The sequence below is a fragment of the Spirulina sp. LEGE 11439 genome, from assembly GCF_059821285.1.
The window spans coordinates 22,811-39,814 of record NZ_JCAMRX010000006.1 but is presented as its reverse complement, the minus strand read 5'-3'; the positions used below and the strand labels follow the sequence as shown (position 1 = coordinate 39,814).

Here is a 17,004-nt window from a genome sequence, read left to right as displayed (position 1 = left end):
TATAATCGTTTTTTAAGGAAATATTATTTTGAATTTTTGACAGTAGAGATAGAGGTATCGCTGGGCAAATTTTTTAAATGCCATTGCGTAATTTTTTCCCCGGGGATTAGCACGGGAATTCCGGGAGGAACTTTCTTAATACAACAACTGCTAGTTTTGCCGATCGCATCCCCAAGAACCAGTTTTTCTTTGGGAGCAAAAAACGCATTTTTGGGCAACATTCTCATTTGAAGATGGCGACAAAGCGGAAAATCTCCTCGGGAGACTCCTGCGGGTTTTTCGGTCAGAATGGAAACGAGATCGGCAAAAACTTGGCTGAGAAGCTGAAAATGTTGGCGATCGTGGTTGAAAGAGAAAATCAATAATACACCTTCTTCCTCGGCATATTCTCCATCAATCCCTCGCTCATACAAAAGCTCTTCTAATCCCTCTCCTGTTACGCGATCGCTCTGTAAATAAATTTTCAGGGGATCGCAAACGTTACGATTGTAGGTCAAAACCGAGCCATAGCGATCCAGTTGGGCGCGCAGGCGATCGCATTCCAGAATATTTTTTTCGAATAGTGTTCTTCCTTTATCTGTAAATCCGTACTCGATAGCATTTTCCAAACTCAACAGGAGCAGATTGCTGCGCGTGGTCGTTTCAAATAAGGATAACGCGCTCATTGTCTCTTCCCGCGTAAATCTCGACCCCTCGGGCAAATGCAACAAGGCCGTTTGCACTAAACTTCCCGTATACTTGTGCATGCTGTGAGTCACGATATCCGCATTGACGGCGATCGCGGATTGCCATCGATCGTCGAGAAAGGGAAAATGACTACCATGGGCTTCGTCGATCGCTAAAACAATATCGCGTTGGCGACAATAAGCGGCGATCCGAACTAGATCGAGGGTGATGCCTTCATAACTGGGATGAGTGAGCAGCAAAGCCGAAACATTGCTTGCTTCTAGAGCTGCAATTGTTTCCTCCGTCGTCGGCATCCAAGATCGAGAAGGAATAATGTGAGGTTCTAATCCCGTTAAAATAATGCCATTAATCGTTGAAATATGAATGTTTGCCGCGATCGCCACCTTCTGATAACAAGCTCCCAATAAGGCACAAGCTGTTAATATTCCTTGAGTGCCGCCTCCAGTTAGTGCAAAAGTATGTTTTGTTCCGTATAATCGAGAAAAATGCTGTTCGACTCCCTCCGTGCGAGGACGAGTTAAAAAGGGAACGTCATAACGATATATTTCTTGGCTCAAGCGATCGCTCTGACGAGCAATACCTTGATGCGCTGGAGTATAAAGACTAACCTGAATGCTCTGATTATGAGATTCAATGACCTCATAGGCAGAAGAAAGTTGATTCATCGTTATCCAAACTTAGATTTGCAGTATTGAGTACAGATTATTTTTAGGTTTTGCTCTCTTCGAGAAAAATAGGTTGAAGTTCGGATAAAGGACGTTACGTGGCTTCCGGTACGATACCATTACGCAATGCCAAGAGTAAACCAGATGCCTTCATATAACTGTTTACCGTGTATATCTTGCGTTTCTTCGTATCAATTTGCAAGCATTCTGGCGTGATATTATATTGAGTTGGATTTTTGACCAGAATAATCGGAATATTTTGATCTAAACTGGCAAAGAAAGAAATATTTTCTACTGTTGTTTCTGGCATGACAACTGCTGAAATATTCTCTACGCCAATTCGTTTGCCACCCTAATAATATCTTTTTATTTTCATAACATTAACAACGATAAAATGTCAAGAATAAAAATGAATTAATATTCCCAAAAGAGCATTATTTTGCACAAAGTTAAAGTTTATGTTATTATTTTTGTTTTTTCTGTTGAAGTGGGAAAAATACATCTAATATTTGTATCGAGAGCTACAGACAAAATTCAAATAATAAGTGAGACAAAATTTGTGATTTTCTTCATTATTGAGAATTTTTGTTGTTTCTTGAAGGTGAAGAACGTCGTTTTCTTGGTGTGATGCAAAAACTGGGCTTTGGGATCTATATCCCAAAGCCCAGTTTTTTGTCTTTAGGTTCATTTCGATGGAAGGCTAGGTGAATGCGGATATCATGCTGGCACTCTGGAAAGGATCGCGAAAGGAAACCGAAACAACAACCTTTTCGGCTTTTTCTTTTTTGCCCCCGAATAGGAGAACCACGGCTTTGCTGCTATCTGGGATGTTGGGGTTGCTGACTTTCAAGTTCTTGTGATAATCTAGTATTTAGATCTAAAGAATTCAGCAGGATCTAGCAAAAAAACAAAATGGTAAAACAAGCAAACAACATAGAGTCAATTATTTTACTCTGAAGGAATTGCTACTTTTACCTCAATATCAGTTAAAAATATTCAGTTCAGTCTCACAGGAGCATTCTGTTCGATGGACTATTTAGACAAGGTTTTGGAAAAGCTTAAAGAATGGGCGCGTCGCGTCGTTGAAACCCTCTTGGGACCAGAAGTCGAACCCGAACCCGAGTTAATTCCAATTCCTACGAACGATCCCCCCAGAAGATCTGCAAGATAATCTAGCGAGATAATTTTGCTAGATATTTTCGATATTAAGGGTGTTGCTAAAAATAGCCTTAGTGAAAATAATATAATTTTCACCTGTTCGCATTTTTGGCACTATTCACTTAACTGGCATTGGAAAAATGCGTTCTGAAACTGTAGATATTTTGAATATCTTGGTTCTGCATGGTCCAAATCTAAATCTTTTGGGCAAGCGAGAGCCAAGTTTTTATGGGTTAGCGACTCTCGCTGAAATTAATGCGATGCTAGAGCGCGAAGCCGAGATATTAAAAGCCACGGTAGAATGCTATCAGTCCAACCATGAAGGGGCATTAGTTGATACTATTCATCGTGCTGGGGAAGAGAAACACGGACTGATGATTAACGCTGGGGCTTATACCCATACCAGTATCGCTTTGCGAGATGCGATCGCAGGAGTCAAACTTCCCACCGTAGAAATCCATTTGAGTAATATTTATCAACGGGAAGAATTTCGCCATCATTCTTATATTGCCCCCGTTGCGATCGGTCAGATTAGTGGTTTTGGGGCAAATAGTTATCGTTGGGGATTATCTGCGATTGTTGAGCATCTTCGGCAAAATAGAGCATAAAAATCGAGAATAAGGAAGAAAGATTTTTGCATTAAATCATCTTATTTTTATCGCAACAGAAAAGTAGTGCGATCGCAATTTTTTATAGGAGTCCCGTCATCTATGCAGAAAAATGAGAGAACTTGAAAACTTGGAGAGTAGAGATTAGGTACTCTCTATATATTTTCGTCAGTACGTCTCATGTGGTCATAAATTCGTCCTGTATTTTCTGCTGTCCGAATAGAAGCAATAAAGGCTTCTAAACTAATCCTAATGAGGATAACATACAGGAAAAAGGCGATTGGGGCGATAATGAATGCGGCAATTCCTTGAATGCTACCCTGAGAAAATCCACCAATAATAATTGCAATAGCAATTATTCCGGCAATGCCAATACCCAGTCCATAAAGTAAACTAACAATCTTAAGTGCTAAAAATGATGCGATAGCTCTTTTTTCTTTTGCGATCGCATCATTCTTGACTTTTCTTGCGATCACAAACTTCCCAAAACTTTAATTAGCTGATCCATTTCCGACGGCAGGGTAAAATAATGCACGCAGGCTCGAATACAATCGGGATTAGCAAGCGTTCTCAGAAAAAATCCCTGTTGCTCTAATGCTTGTACTAATTGTTTGTGACTGATATTTCCCTTGAGTTGGAAGGAAACAATCCCTGATTCTGGAGGGGCATTTCGCAAGCAATTAATATTCGGTAAAATTGAGAGTCCCTGCCACAAATATTGGCCATTTTGGCAGGTTTGCATGTAACGTGCCTCGGCATCCCCCCATTTATGGTGAACTGCTAGTGCTGCTCGCAATCCGACATACTGTTGATAAGCAGAGGTTGCTACTTCAAATCTGCGTCCGTCGGGTTGCCAACCCGTAGGCATTCCCGTACTGCTATCGACTACGACACCTCGCCAGCCGATAAAAGTTGGACTTAAAGTATCCAACGCTTCTGAACCAACATAAAGCCCTCCTACACCTGCAGGGCCGCACATCCATTTATGTCCTGTAAACGCATAAAAATCTACTCCCAATTCATCCAAATTTAAAGGCATAGAGCCTGCTGATTGTGCTGCATCGACGAGGATTTGTACCGGACGATTGCTTTGATAATTGCGACAAATTTCGACAATTTCCCCCAACTGTAAAACTTGTCCCGTGTTCCATAATAAGTGAGACATGATAAACAAGCGAGTAGCGGGGTGTAAATGCTGCTCGATGACCACAGAAGGGTTGCCACGGTTGAGGGTTGCCGCGATCGGACAGGTTGTTACTTTCACTTTAAAACGACGAGCAATTTCTTTAACGGCTCCAATGACCCCCGGATGCTCGCAATCCGTGATAAGAATGCGATCGCCTTCTTGCCAATCAATACCCCACAAGACGATATTGCAGCCTGCTGTTACATTTTCGGTTAGCGTAATATTTGCTGACTTCGTGCCTAATTCTCTTGCCAGAGCTTCTCGAGTGAGTGCTGATTCCTGCATGAGCCAACTATTGACTTGAGCAGAAAAAGGACCTTGATTTTGCGTGTATTCGTAGGCCTTATAAATCGCATCGAGTGCCATTCTCGGCATCGGCCCTTGGCCGCCAAAGTTAAAATAGGCTTTATTGGCAAGGGAAGGGAAATTCTGTCGGTGTTGTTTTAAAGAATCTGGGGCAGAAGTCGCGGTCATATTGTTACAGTTGAAAAGAAGTAAAAAGAATGGGAAGTTCTTAGTTCAGTCCAGTTTATCTTAGCTAAGAACAATATTCTTTAAGTAAATTCCGATCGGGTTGTGGTGGATCGGGATGGTTTGGTAAAATCGGTAAATTTTCTCCGATCGCTTTTTAATTTATCACAGAGACTCAAAGGCTGTGGAGCGGTGATTTCTACAGAGTGACTATTCTTCAAAGTTATTTTTTTTTATCCTCCTGTACAATGCAAGATATTGTTACAAAATGATGCAATGACTCGCTATTTTGCCACTGTAGCGCGAGGATTGGAAGCGATCGCCGCCCGAGAGTTAGAGAATTTAGGTGCAACAGAAGTGAGTCCGGATTTTACCGGGGTACATTTTGTTGGCGATCGAGAACTACTCTACAAGGTCAATTTATGGGGAAGAATAATTTTTCGCGTTCTCATGCCGATCGCTGAGTTTCCCTGTCAAAATTCTCAACAATTGTATCAAGCTGTTCGAGATATTGATTGGCAAGAATATTTAACACCGGATAATACTTTAGCCGTTCATTGTACGGGAGGAAATCAACAACTCAATCACACTCATTTTACCGCTTTGCAGGTGAAGAATGCGATCTCGGATCGCCAGCGTCAAGAATGGGGTAGGCGCTCCAGCGTTGATATTAAAAATCCCGATCTTTCACTTAATTTGCACGTTTATCGCGATCGCGGTATTCTCAGTTTGGATAGTTCGGGAGATAGCTTGCACCGTCGCGGCTATCGTCCGGCTGTTGGGTTGGCACCATTAAAAGAAACTCTAGCGGCCGCATTATTAGAAATGGCGGAATATACCGGAGAAATTGCTTTTTTTGACCCTTTATGCGGCTCTGGGACGCTACCTTTAGAAGCAGGATTAAAAGCCTTAAATATTGCTCCGGGTTTGTTTCGCGATCGCTTTGCTTTTCAAACATGGAAGGATTACGAGCCGATACTGTGGCAGAAATTAGTTAAGGAAGCAAAAGAACAGCAGTTATCCGAACTTCCCGCACCAATTTTAGGGAGCGATCGCGCTTCAGAATTGATTCAACAGGCCCGGGAAAATTCAGATGCTTGTAAGTTGCGCGATCGGGTTCAATTTTCAATTCAAGATTTTTCTCAAATTCATCCTCCTTGCGAGAAAGGAATTATTCTTTGCAATCCTCCTTATGGAAAGCGCCTCGGAGAAGTGAAAAAACTGGAGGGATTTTATAAACAATTGGGAGATATTTTCAAACAACGTTTTACAGGTTGGACGGCTTATATTTTGACTGGCAATAAAGAACTTGCAAAAAAGGTGGGTTTAAAAGCATCTCGACGCTTTCCGGTTTATAATGGTTCTTTAGCTTGCACCTTATTAAAGTATGAGTTGTATTAATCTTAAAGACTATTATTCCAGTATTCTAAACCATTTACTAATGCTTCTTCAAGCCATTTTTGAAAACGCATTACTAAGTTGCTTTCTTCATCAGCATAAGAAAATTGAAAAGGTGTATCTGTTAAAGACTGAATTTCGCTAATATTTCGGTCGCCTTCTTCAGTATTATCTCTATTATATGCACAGACAGAGCAAGCAAGTAGGCCGCGATATTCACGACCAATAACATGAAAAGATAACAAAATTATAGTGACAGATCGAACATTAATAATCAATTTCAACCAATCATGATATGGATTAATATTAGCGAAATATTCTAACTGTTTAGCAGTTTCTACAACTTGATAGCGGTGATAATGAGATTTAGAATTATCAACTGGAGATGAAATTGTAAACACTTGAAAATCATTAGTGATATTTTGCAAAGATAGTTTAATCTCCTCAACAATATTTTCCAAACGTTCGTAAGCTATTCTATACAAGCGATCTGAGAAAGATTCAACTTTGTGGTAACGTTCTTGAAGAGTTTCTGACTGTCCGCGTTTGAGTTTATCAGCAACTGCAGCAATAATCACTTGAGTTCGTCGTGATTCCGATAAAATTTGTTCGGACAAGCTAAGACTATTGATGAAGGCTTGCTTTTGACTTTTTGAGAATAGTTGAATCAAACCCAATAGATTGCCGCGATCGGCTTGTTCTAATGCGGTAATATAAACTGCACGATCGTCGCGAGTAACAATTAAAGGAAACCATTTTGCTTGAATAAAAACTAAACTTGCCAAACAGCGTGCTACTCGACCATTTCCATCTTGAAATGGATGGATTTGCGTGAAACGATGATGCAGCCAAGCAGCTTCAATTTCAGGGGGAATTTTGTTTTCTTGATGTTGATGATGCCATTGTACGAGATTATCCATTTCCGAAGCAACTTGTTCGGGAGGACAATATTCATAAATCGAACCATCAGATCGCATAGGATTATTGGGTTGTTGTTTCCAGTTCCCACTAATGAGAGAGATATTAATAATTTGTCCAGTGGTTGGAACTAATGCTTCGGTACTCTTTTGATTTTGTGTTAAAAGCTGATGTAATTGTTTAATATAAAATGTCGATAATTGTCTTTGTCTTCCAACAAAATCAAATAATCCTTCTACAGCCGTTTGTTGATCTTGAATAAGGGAAATAACCTGTTTGACCGGGCGATCGGTTGTTCCATGTGGGATTAAAGCCTCATTAATACCTTGTTCGATTAATAAGCGAGTAATCCCGCGATCGAGAGTATATAAACGTTCGATGATTCCAGTCTCGATCGCGATTTCCCGACATAACCTTTCCATAAAGGTTCTATACTCACCCGAGTCCTTGAGACGTTCTGATTGTTCTTCCCAAACCTTGACTAGAGGTGGTAATTCATCACTTGCAAGTTCTTTCCAATCAGTTGTTAAATTTTCTATTGGTTTCCAGTGCATATTGATTGAGAGAAAATTATCAATGAAGGAGAGTATGTAGAAAAAAATCGATCTTATTTTTGTCTTTTATTCTAATTTTTTTGCCCATCGTTCTTTATTGAACTCATAAATTTCTTGCAAGATTTTAGGAACATTATATTTCATTTTCCAATTGGGATAATGTTCTGAAAAGCGACTATTATCGCTGATCCACCAAATATGATCGCCGATGCGATTTTGGTCGGAATATTCTGGTTTAAATTCTCGTCCTGTAATGTCTTGACATAACTGCACGGCCTCTAACATGGAACAATTACTATATCGCCCTCCTCCGGTATTATAGACTTCTGAAACTCGCGGTGCTTTAAAGAATTCATAGAAGGCATTAATAAGATCGGCACTATGAATATTGTCTCGCACTTGCTTGCCTTTATAGCCAAAAATTGTATAAGGTTTACCCGTCGCCGCACATTTCATTAAATAGGCTAAAAATCCATGAAGCTGCGTTCCTGAATGATTGGGACCTGTGAGGCAGCCGCCGCGAAAACAAGCGGTTTTTATGTCAAAATAACGACCGTATTCTTGCACTAAAATATCTGCTGCAACCTTGGACGCACCGAATAAACTATGAGTTGTATGGTCAATAGACATATCTTCACGAATGCCATTGATATAAGTATGAGTCGGATCGATTTCCCAGCGCATTTCCTTTTCAATTAATGGCAAACGATTAGGAGTATCGCCATAAACTTTGTTAGTCGAAGTAAAAATAAAAGTAGCTTCTGGACAATGATTGCGAGTGGCTTCTAATAAATTTAAAGTTCCGTTAGCATTGACGCTAAAATCCATGTGTGGATCTCGGGCAGCCCAATCATGAGAAGGTTGTGCGGCAGTATGAATAATGAGAACAATATTCTTTCCGTATTGTTGGAAAAGATTTTCGATCGCCTCATGATCGCGGATATCTGCGGCAACATGAGTATACTTTTTTCCTAAGTCTTTTTCCAATCGTTGGCGATTCCATGTCGTCGAAGCTTCATCACCAAAGAAAACTCGTCGCATATCGTTATCAATACCGACAATTTCTAATTCTTGAGAAGCAAAAAATCTCGAGGCTTCCGAACCAATTAAACCCGCAGAACCTGTAATAATTGCAATAGACATAATTTGGTTATTTGTTGTTAGTTGTTGGTTGTTACTCGTTACTGATTGACAATTGCATCTCGATATATTTGATTGAGAAACTCACTTTTAGCAGACCATGTAAAAACATCCCGAATTCGTTGCTTGCCAGCTTGACCAAGGCGATCGCGCAACATTTTATCATTCGCTAAGCGAATCATGGCTTCTGCGAGTCCTTCCACAGTGCGATCGGGGTCGATCGCAGGGATTTTAATCCCTGTTTCGGGAGTGACTTGAGTATTGGGTCCTCCCAAAGCCAAGCAGAGGATGGGACGACCTGATGCCATGCCTTCTAAGCAAGTCCAGCCGCCAGAATCGTGTAAACTGGGATGCACTAAAACATGAGATTGACCGAGAAGTTGCAAACTTTGCGATCGCGGCACTCTACCCCAAAATTTAATTTGTGATTCAATGCCTAATTCTTGCGCCATTGCTTCTAGATTACTCCGTTCGGGTCCATCTCCTAACAGCCAATATTCGGCATGAGTGAGATTTGCCCTTGCAAATGCTTGCACAGATAAATGATAACCTTTCCAGTGTAAAAAGCGACCCATACTAATAAAACGGATGGGAGAGTCTGGAGGTGAGGGAGATTGTGCTAAAGTCTCGATTTCCTCTTCCGATAACCCTGCTTCGGAGAAAATTTGGACATTTTTTGCCCCCATTTTGCGAACTCGTTGGGCGGTGTCTTCGGTAGTGACGGGAGTAAATATACTACGTTTTGCCGTAATGCGGGTAAGTGGATCGAATTCGCCTATTCTTTGAGCAATATCTCGTGCAGTTTCGTATAGTTTAGCCTTAAAACTAAAGTCTCGCCAAAAAGGTTTTGGGGCCGCTTCTCCGCCTCCAATCGGTCCCCAAATAAACGGCACGGGTAATAAACAAACCAGACTCGGCGACCAAAATTTAACATAGGTCACATGACGAGTTAAATCGAGTTTAACTTGCTTATGGAGCTTGCGAGCGGCTAAATAGGCTAAGATTTGCCAGAGGTAATAATGCAGTTGTAATCCTCCTTGTCTGCCTTTAAAATTTTCCTTCCAGCCTAAAGGTTCGACATAGATAAAATGAAGATTAGGGATAGGATTGCGTTCTAATTCTGCTGCGATCGCAGCTTGATAAAACACACGAGTTACAACCCAAACTTCGTGATATTTTGCTGTTTCTATAGCATTATTCCAGCCGACTCCTTCTTCAGATCCTTGTCCCGGTTCACAGGCAAAAGCAGAGAGTAAAATTTTCATGGGTTCAATACCTGCGAAATAACTTCAACAAACCCCTGCGCTGCTGTTTCGGGAGTCGTGCGGGCAATAATTTCTTGCGATCGCATTCCCATAGCAGCAATTAATTCTGGGCGATCGAGAAAAAACTGCATTTTCTCGGCCAATTCTTTGGCGTTTAAAGGATCAAAAATATATCCATTTTCCCCTTCGGCAATTAACTCCGCAGCAGCAGCACCTCGAGAACAAAGAACAGGTTTTCCGAATACCATTGCTTCGGGAACGACCATGCCCCAAACATCCTCATAAGTCGGAAAGACAAACACATCCGATTGTTGAAAATATGCTCCCAAACGACCGTATTCGACCCAACCTTCCCAACGTATCCGGTCGGTAATTCCTTCTGCTTCAATTAATCCTTGTAGTTCTGCTTTTTGATCTCCCGTGCCGACAATTAAGAGAGTGTAATTGTTATAGCCTCGCGATCGCAAATGTCCGCAAGCCTCGAGCAGAGTTTTTAATCCTTTACGCTGGGTAATTCGCCCTACATAAAGAAAAATCGGCTGCTGCATCCCGTCTAAGTTTGGGCGTTCTGCGGTTGTTATTTGCTTCTGCAAGGCTTCAATATCGGGGACGAGGTAAGTTTTGATAAAAATCTTATCTTTGGGGACGTTCAGCGCTTCTATTAAATATTGTTCTCCCGCGTGACTATTGGCGACAAAAGCATCGGCAAATTTGGCCAGCCAACGACGGGCAATAGTCCGAAAAGTAGAATCCCGAAAATCGGTATTCGGAGAACTACCATCGTAAATCAAAATAATTTTCCAGCCCCCAAGAGATTTAAAAAGAACGCTCAATAATGTCCACAAAGAAAAGGCTTGAGGTAGAACGACTCGGGGTTTATATTGGAGGAGATCAAAAATGATATTGGGGGAAACAATAATAAATCCCCGTCCGTATCCCGTCTCAACCTTTTGTGTCTCCACAAAGTCAGCCTTCCCGACAATTTGAATCGCCGACGCACCGGGTATCTTCGCATCGAAACCCGGCCAGACTTTCCCAGTATAGAAGATAGTTTGCTCAAAGGCTTGGGTAAAATGCTGTAAAACAGGCTGCCAGTATGCACCTAACTCTACGGAAGGAACTAACCAAGCAATGCGCTCCTCTTGCATAAGGAATCTCCGAAATGATCTTTCCTATTTTACGGGAAAAACGCTGAGTTTGACTGAACTTACGCACAGACACTACATCTAGTGTCTGTGCGTAAGTTCAGATTATGCAGGAATGTTTGACGGTCATAGTATCCGCTTGTATATCGATGGGGAAGAAGTTGCCCGAGTCAACTATGAAGGCGCGATCGCTGCGGATGAGGGTTTCCTATTTTTTGATGTTTCTCTAGTTGTCAGGGCGATCGCCTATAATATTGCCGGATTTAATCTTTAGCTTTTATAATATCCCTTGAACAAATATTAGAGTCCATCGCTTTGTGGAGGCAAAGACCACAAAAATTCTCAATTCAAGACTTCGCATGCTCTCACTAAAGGAGATGAAAAATGTTTATTCAGCTCGTACTAAGTGACCCTCTACTATTTTTCAGGATAGTTTTAATTCTCATCCTCTCTATTACCCTACACGAACTTGCTCACGGATGGGCTGCTTTAAGTCAAGGGGACGATACTCCCGAAATCAGCGGCCATATGACTCCCAATCCCATTGTTCACATGGGCTGGTCATCCATCATTTTTCTCTGTTTGGCTGGTATTGCCTGGGGATCGATGCCCGTGAACCCTTCTAAATTTCGTTCTCCTAAGCTAGGAGAGATTCTCGTATCGGCAGCCGGCCCATTTCTCAATCTGTCTTTAGCTATTTTGTTTGTTGTTCTCCTTAAATTGTATTTGATATTACCGATCGGGAAGATTTTAAGTTACGAGTTTCTTTATCATGCTGCTCGTATCAATTTAGTGCTATTTTTGTTTAATCTCATTCCTTTCCCTCCTCTCGATGGGTTTCGCGTATTTAGTGAGATTTTTCCGGTATTAAAACCGTTACAACATAGTCAATTTGCACTTGTTCCTTTAATTATCCTCTATATCGTTCCCGGTTTTTTTGAAGGTTTATTTGATGCAGCTAATCTTGTTGTGAAATCGTTAATTTCTTTTTAAAAAAATGACCGATATTCAATCAGTATTATGTTGAGTTTAAAACAAACTTAGTTGAATGAATTGGTTTTGCCGATCGTCCTGCTGTTTTTTTGAGTGCTGAGAAATCGTAACAGTTTCTAAAAGTTCATTGGGAATTAAGACAGTTTCTTCCTGTTTCAGCCATTGAGCGAATATCGCAAAACGATTGTCATCGGGAATATCTGTTTTGTAAACTCGAATGCGCTTTGTTTTCTTATTTTTCATTCGCTCTCCTTCACATTTAATACAATTCACTCCGTAGCCAATCTGTTCGAGAAAACGGCGCACGATTAAAACTGGACTAGAATTTTTAGCAATACCAATACCCAAAACTGTTTTAATAAAAGTACGATTGTCGATCGCTATCTTTTGCATGGCTTTGAGGTCGAGATCGCTATTTCTCAATTCGCGATCGAGATGGTCTAAAAGGATGGGAATTCCTAGTACTTCCATCGTGCCAATTTTAGCGCCTAATTGAGAGCGATTGAAATCTGGTGCAAAAATCTTTCCCTCTCCTTGTTCGAGGAGTTGTTTTGCTTTGGCTGCATCGCGATCGGCTAAATATTGTCGTCCTATTGTGAGAAAATAATGCAGGCGCAGTTGAGCATACCAGCCATTATCATCTTTAACGACCAAATCCGGCGTAATCTCGATACCGTAACGCTTGAGGAGTTCGTATTTTCGCAATTTGCGCCGTTGAGGATAGGTTTTCACCAGTTGTTTTTTCAGGAATTGATACTCTCGTTCGTCGATATCGGCAGCAAAAGCGATCGCTTCACATTCTTCTTGATAGTTGCGATTGCGAACTTCTGCGATGGCCGCTTTCAACCCATCAATTGAGGGTTTCTCCTGTTTTTCCTCTCCTTCTCTTTTTATCTTTTCTATTGCTTTTTTTTCCTCTAAAAGATGTCCTTCTGCCAATAAAGCCGTTAAAATTGTTCTGCGGTATTCGAAGGTTGCTGCATTAAAACGGACGGCAAATTTAGCCCAACAGAGCAAAGATTCAGCCTGAAATCCCGTTTCTAGGTCGTCTAAAGCAGCAAAATCCGATTGTTGCAGTAATCTCACATTGAGTTGAGTCAAACGCTGTCCGGAGTTTAACAAGACTGGAATTGAAGTGGAACCATTGCCTACTTTATTGAAGCCAAAAGAGGCGATCCAAAGATAGCGAGGAATATTGTCGCGAATGCGACCGAGGGATTGACGCACGGAATTTTCCGATTGAATTCCTTGTGCGATCGCCCAAACAGAAGTAAAGTGACCTCTGAGATCGATACTCACTCCTGTTTCAATGGAAGGGCTGGCTAAAACAATATCATAATGACTTAACACTGTATTTAGATCGCTCATGCAGCCATAAGCGTCATGAGTAGGATCTGCGAGGGATTCTGAATCAATTCGCAAAATCTTGGTCTTAGGAAATTTCTCTGTTAAGTATGCTTCTAGGTTACGCGTTCCCCATTGACTTTTCAGTTTTTGAGCGGAAAGGCAGACAAAAGGTTTACCGCCTTCTGCAATATGAGCTTCTAAGTCTCCCATGAGGCGATCGGGGGCTTCGTCGGAATAATGATAAATTGGCCAAGCATTTTCGCGATCGGGCTGCCAATCATTTCTAATGATAAAAGGTTGTAAATTAACTCCTGCTAAAGAAATCAAATAGTCTAAAGAAACATCAGTTAAATCTGCATCAGCAACATAGACTTTTCCTTCTCCTCCTAAAACATTTTGCATTAATGTTTTGAGAGATTTAAGAATAGCAACACGATTTCCTTGACAGGTTTTCGAGTTGAGTCCGTGCCAAAGAACTTGCTCGACTTCATCAATAATAACGATTCCATCTTGCCAATTTGCAGCATTAAATTGCGCTTGAGAATTGGGATGAAGGGAGTCGATACATAAGCCATAACCTAAGATTCCTAAAGAACGATCGCCACGAACTTCAGTAATATAATTTAAACCGAAGCGCTTACATAAAGATTCCACCAAACGCACGCGATGACCGATAATTAAGACCCATTTCTGTTCGGCGATCGCTTTTTTAACAATACTTTCTAAAAATTGCGTTTTTCCGGTTCCTTTGGGAGATTTAATACCAATTAAACGCGCTTCTTGAGGAATTGTTAGCTCGGAGAGATAGCGACGATTAAATTGATAATGGGCAGGATGGGTCAGCTGCGTAAAGGCAAATGCTTTCCACATTTCCAAAGTTGGGGCAGTTTCGTAAGCGCGATCGAAGGTTTCTAATCCTTTTTCGGAGATCAGATCGTCAACTCCTTTTCCCCATTCCGGATTCCAAGTAATAACTTTGACTCTACACTCTTGTTGAGTTAATAAGTATCCTGTTTGACGAATCGCTGCGTTGACTGTTTTTACCGTGTTGGGTTTGCGATCGCGATCGAAGACAATATAGATCGGACGCTGATTTTGGGCGAGTTTTTGTAGTTGGGGAATGAGCCTAGCTTTGCCGATGCGATCGCCGAATTCGTTGCGAGGGACGCGATACCCTCCATTAACTCCCGGAAGTGCGATCGCGGCATAACCCGCCGTCAACAATGCGCCTGCTTTTTTTGCGCCTTCCGTAATACATAAGGGAATCTGAGGATATTTCATCAACCACGGCCAAAAACCTGAATCGGATTGTTCGGGATCGATTTCTTCTGGTAAAATAGGCTGGTTATAGCGTTCTGATATTTTCTCCCAAAGACGAAAAGGTACTTTAAGTGCAAAAACTCCTGTAGAGGTTTTAGGAGGATGCTCGTACTTGATTGGCTTGTGTCTTTCTAAACTAAGCCTAGGGGAAATAGGTTTAAAGCAACCCCAGAGGTCATTATCTCCTGTCAAAATATCGATTCCCGAACACCACCAACCTCCATTTTCAAGGTGTTGGTAGCGCTTAAGTAAAGACTCTCCAATGCGCCCATCATTCCGCCGAGGAATGCTATCGGCATAAAAAAGGTAGTCATAGGGGCGATCGCCTTCTAAAGCAGTAACGTTTAAGCGGATGAGTTGCTCGTCAACGCAACTCTCCTGCCATTCCTGTAGATAATTATTGGCATTAGTACGATAAACCCCAGTTTTTGAAGGTTTTTTAGGGTTTATTGCTTCAATACAATCCTTATTTACTCTCTGTTTACTCAAATTTTTCATTATTTTGCCTTGTCTCATTAGATTTCTGTTCTTGGTTGGAAAATTAACTATAGCAAGATTTATACAGAACAAACTGGCTTTCCTACCATATATACAGCATCTTTTTACTTTTATACGCTATCTGTAGTGTCCTTATGTCAAAAACGCTACATTCTACGTTCTCTCGTCAATCGAGCAAAGCAATTGTAATATCAAAATTACTCATATCTTACTCAATTATTTATAATCAAAAATTGCTCCTTCTTCCTGCAATCGCTTATAGTTCTGATGTACCCAAAAAATAGCCCCTAGCAGCAACTAAGGGATAGGTGCGATTAACATTAACTCATAATCATTATGGATAAGCATAGCACGTCAGAGTCAAGCGATGAAAGCGGAGTCTCAGGAAGAATTTATCGCAACGGCGTAATCACTCTCGGAGGCAAAAAGGTTAATACTCAAGCCTATGTTCACAAAACACCGCGAGAGCAGCAAAAGAAGCGCGTCACTCAGGGTCAAAAGGGTTTAACGAAAATAATAAGCGAAACGTTGAAAGTGCCTTATTTTTGCTTCAGGGAACGATCTCTATCCCGTGCAGACTGGCAAGAATCAAACCATTGCGATCGCAAGACTCCCAGAATAAATAACCCTCTTCTGTCAAATCGAGGTGAAACGTTGATTTTTCGTTGGCTGTGATGGCGGAAATTTGTTGAAATTCCCCAGAGTGACAAAAGACTGATAACTGTTTCTTGAAGAGGGCGAGTTAGCTAAATTTTGATTCCTCGCCCCCCGATAATGTTAAGCAGCAGATAAACTTTCCACGCTTAACGGGACGAGATCGCCGTGAGTGGTCAGAGCCAGAAACATGGGCGCATGTTCGGGTATCGTTTTGCCGGTTAGGACGCAGCATTCGTCTTTTTGGGCGATCGCCTCAAAACTGGCGCGAATATCGGTTTTGGAAAACGTCGGTCGGTAGTCGCCAGACTTTTGTTGGACGTAGTTCCAAAGGACATCTCTGATCAATGCTTGATAACCCGTGTTGCCTGACAGATCCTTCAACTTCTCCTTGAGTTCTCTTTCCAGACGAATGCTAGTGACTTCCATGTCGGTTGTTGATGTACGAGTACGAGTTAAAGTACGCATCGAAAAAATTTCCTCCAAAAATAGTAGACAGATGGATATTACAAGTGTAGTATGTAATAGATGGGTTTTGACAACCCCTATCGAGTTCAAAAACAAAATTTCAGATTTACTTTAGTTCAAAGGAACGCAAAGTTCAAAAGAACCATGTACAGGAGGAATCCGTGAATCTTCTCTCATCCCTATCAACGCTCAACCTTGTCACCCATTGCCAAACAAATTGGCAGATGGCAACGCGAGAGCGAAAATCTCAGACTTTAGCCACTTGGGCGGACGCGAATAACGTTCGAATGTCCTTAGAAGTGGGCGCAGAAGTCAGAGAAATAATGGGAGGAGAGATAGGAGATAGCGGCATTCTTCTAGATGATACAATTGTATCGAATCAAATAGATCCCTCATTCACCCTCGATCGCACTTTCGGTCTTCCCAGTTGCCCAAGCTCAATTCGCAAGATTTTTAGTGCAATGAGCAACCCAAGCCCAAATTATCGGCATAACAACGAAAACGAAAAATTATTTACCAGATTATTAGG

At 41.3% G+C, this 17,004-nt stretch carries 15 protein-coding genes; 5 read left to right on the top strand and 10 right to left on the bottom strand.

What is annotated here, in order from left to right:
• Positions 1-23: 23 nt before the first annotated feature.
• Both AC6RV6_RS05885 and AC6RV6_RS05880 read right to left on the bottom strand, forming a co-directional pair.
• Positions 24-1,352, bottom strand: coding sequence for a DegT/DnrJ/EryC1/StrS family aminotransferase (locus AC6RV6_RS05885; RefSeq protein ID WP_500239664.1), 1,329 nt, complete (start codon positions 1,350-1,352; stop codon positions 24-26).
• Positions 1,353-1,446: 94 nt separating this feature from the next.
• Positions 1,447-1,692 (bottom strand): DUF3326 domain-containing protein, encoded by a 246-nt coding sequence (locus AC6RV6_RS05880; RefSeq protein ID WP_500239831.1) that lies wholly within the window; start codon positions 1,690-1,692, stop codon positions 1,447-1,449.
• Positions 1,693-2,379: 687 nt separating this feature from the next.
• Between AC6RV6_RS05880 and AC6RV6_RS05875 the strand changes: the two genes are divergently transcribed.
• Positions 2,380-2,523: a hypothetical protein gene (locus AC6RV6_RS05875; RefSeq protein ID WP_500239663.1), complete on the top strand. Its 144-nt coding sequence runs from the start codon at positions 2,380-2,382 to the stop codon at positions 2,521-2,523.
• Between the two features lie 127 nt (positions 2,524-2,650).
• Positions 2,651-3,118, top strand: a complete 468-nt coding sequence (aroQ, locus tag AC6RV6_RS05870; RefSeq protein WP_500239661.1) for a type II 3-dehydroquinate dehydratase — start codon at positions 2,651-2,653, stop codon at positions 3,116-3,118.
• A gap of 155 nt (positions 3,119-3,273) precedes the next feature.
• Here the strand turns inward: aroQ and AC6RV6_RS05865 are convergent, their stop codons facing one another.
• Positions 3,274-3,594, bottom strand: coding sequence for a DUF4282 domain-containing protein (locus tag AC6RV6_RS05865; protein ID WP_500239660.1), 321 nt, complete (start codon positions 3,592-3,594; stop codon positions 3,274-3,276).
• Positions 3,591-4,778 (bottom strand): aminotransferase class V-fold PLP-dependent enzyme, encoded by a 1,188-nt coding sequence (locus AC6RV6_RS05860; RefSeq protein ID WP_500239659.1) that lies wholly within the window; start codon positions 4,776-4,778, stop codon positions 3,591-3,593. The genes AC6RV6_RS05865 and AC6RV6_RS05860 overlap by 4 nt, the downstream gene beginning before the upstream one ends.
• Before the next feature lie 273 nt (positions 4,779-5,051).
• Here AC6RV6_RS05860 and AC6RV6_RS05855 point away from each other — a divergent pair, with 273 nt between their 5' ends.
• Positions 5,052-6,176: a THUMP domain-containing class I SAM-dependent RNA methyltransferase gene (locus tag AC6RV6_RS05855; protein WP_500239658.1), complete on the top strand. Its 1,125-nt coding sequence runs from the start codon at positions 5,052-5,054 to the stop codon at positions 6,174-6,176.
• A 2-nt stretch (positions 6,177-6,178) separates the two neighbouring features.
• On the opposite strand, the gene AC6RV6_RS05850 is transcribed toward AC6RV6_RS05855, so the two are convergent.
• The 4 genes from AC6RV6_RS05850 to AC6RV6_RS05835 all read right to left on the bottom strand — a co-directional run bounded on the left by AC6RV6_RS05850 (position 6,179) and on the right by AC6RV6_RS05835 (position 11,198).
• Entirely contained in the window at positions 6,179-7,645 is a 1,467-nt protein-coding gene (locus tag AC6RV6_RS05850; protein WP_500239657.1) for a Fic family protein, read from the bottom strand.
• A 66-nt stretch (positions 7,646-7,711) separates the two neighbouring features.
• Entirely contained in the window at positions 7,712-8,788 is a 1,077-nt protein-coding gene (locus AC6RV6_RS05845; RefSeq protein ID WP_500239656.1) for an NAD-dependent epimerase/dehydratase family protein, read from the bottom strand.
• A 38-nt stretch (positions 8,789-8,826) separates the two neighbouring features.
• The gene (locus AC6RV6_RS05840; protein WP_500239655.1) at positions 8,827-10,050 is read right to left on the bottom strand and encodes a glycosyltransferase family 4 protein; all 1,224 of its coding nucleotides are present in this window, start codon (positions 10,048-10,050) and stop codon (positions 8,827-8,829) included.
• Positions 10,047-11,198, bottom strand: coding sequence for a glycosyltransferase family 4 protein (locus AC6RV6_RS05835; protein WP_500239654.1), 1,152 nt, complete (start codon positions 11,196-11,198; stop codon positions 10,047-10,049). The genes AC6RV6_RS05840 and AC6RV6_RS05835 overlap by 4 nt, the downstream gene beginning before the upstream one ends.
• A gap of 112 nt (positions 11,199-11,310) precedes the next feature.
• Between AC6RV6_RS05835 and AC6RV6_RS05830 the strand changes: the two genes are divergently transcribed.
• Together AC6RV6_RS05830 and AC6RV6_RS05825 are read left to right on the top strand one after the other, a co-directional pair.
• A complete protein-coding gene (locus tag AC6RV6_RS05830; protein ID WP_500239653.1) occupies positions 11,311-11,469 on the top strand; it encodes a hypothetical protein in 159 nt (52 codons plus the stop codon).
• Between the two features lie 110 nt (positions 11,470-11,579).
• On the top strand, positions 11,580-12,188 hold the full coding sequence (locus tag AC6RV6_RS05825; RefSeq protein WP_500239652.1) for a site-2 protease family protein: 609 nt from the start codon (positions 11,580-11,582) through the stop codon (positions 12,186-12,188).
• Between the two features lie 36 nt (positions 12,189-12,224).
• Here AC6RV6_RS05825 and AC6RV6_RS05820 read toward each other — a convergent pair whose 3' ends face one another.
• Both AC6RV6_RS05820 and AC6RV6_RS05815 read right to left on the bottom strand, forming a co-directional pair.
• Entirely contained in the window at positions 12,225-15,353 is a 3,129-nt protein-coding gene (locus AC6RV6_RS05820) for a plasmid replication protein, CyRepA1 family (protein WP_500239651.1), read from the bottom strand.
• A gap of 777 nt (positions 15,354-16,130) precedes the next feature.
• The gene (locus tag AC6RV6_RS05815; protein ID WP_500239650.1) at positions 16,131-16,475 is read right to left on the bottom strand and encodes a hypothetical protein; all 345 of its coding nucleotides are present in this window, start codon (positions 16,473-16,475) and stop codon (positions 16,131-16,133) included.
• Positions 16,476-17,004: the final 529 nt, after the last annotated feature.

Excerpts from the sequence above, each read along its gene's own strand:
- AC6RV6_RS05885 (WP_500239664.1), bottom strand. The coding sequence starts at position 1,352 with ATGAATCAACTTTCTTCTGCCTATGAGGTCATTGAATCTCATAATCAG.
- AC6RV6_RS05875 (WP_500239663.1), top strand. The coding sequence starts at position 2,380 with ATGGACTATTTAGACAAGGTTTTGGAAAAGCTTAAAGAATGGGCGCGT.
- aroQ (WP_500239661.1), top strand. The coding sequence starts at position 2,651 with ATGCGTTCTGAAACTGTAGATATTTTGAATATCTTGGTTCTGCATGGT.
- AC6RV6_RS05860 (WP_500239659.1), bottom strand. The coding sequence starts at position 4,778 with ATGACCGCGACTTCTGCCCCAGATTCTTTAAAACAACACCGACAGAAT.
- AC6RV6_RS05855 (WP_500239658.1), top strand. The coding sequence starts at position 5,052 with ATGACTCGCTATTTTGCCACTGTAGCGCGAGGATTGGAAGCGATCGCC.
- AC6RV6_RS05850 (WP_500239657.1), bottom strand. The coding sequence starts at position 7,645 with ATGCACTGGAAACCAATAGAAAATTTAACAACTGATTGGAAAGAACTT.
- AC6RV6_RS05845 (WP_500239656.1), bottom strand. The coding sequence starts at position 8,788 with ATGTCTATTGCAATTATTACAGGTTCTGCGGGTTTAATTGGTTCGGAA.
- AC6RV6_RS05840 (WP_500239655.1), bottom strand. The coding sequence starts at position 10,050 with ATGAAAATTTTACTCTCTGCTTTTGCCTGTGAACCGGGACAAGGATCT.
- AC6RV6_RS05835 (WP_500239654.1), bottom strand. The coding sequence starts at position 11,198 with ATGCAAGAGGAGCGCATTGCTTGGTTAGTTCCTTCCGTAGAGTTAGGT.
- AC6RV6_RS05830 (WP_500239653.1), top strand. The coding sequence starts at position 11,311 with ATGTTTGACGGTCATAGTATCCGCTTGTATATCGATGGGGAAGAAGTT.
- AC6RV6_RS05825 (WP_500239652.1), top strand. The coding sequence starts at position 11,580 with ATGTTTATTCAGCTCGTACTAAGTGACCCTCTACTATTTTTCAGGATA.
- AC6RV6_RS05820 (WP_500239651.1), bottom strand. The coding sequence starts at position 15,353 with ATGAAAAATTTGAGTAAACAGAGAGTAAATAAGGATTGTATTGAAGCA.
- AC6RV6_RS05815 (WP_500239650.1), bottom strand. The coding sequence starts at position 16,475 with ATGCGTACTTTAACTCGTACTCGTACATCAACAACCGACATGGAAGTC.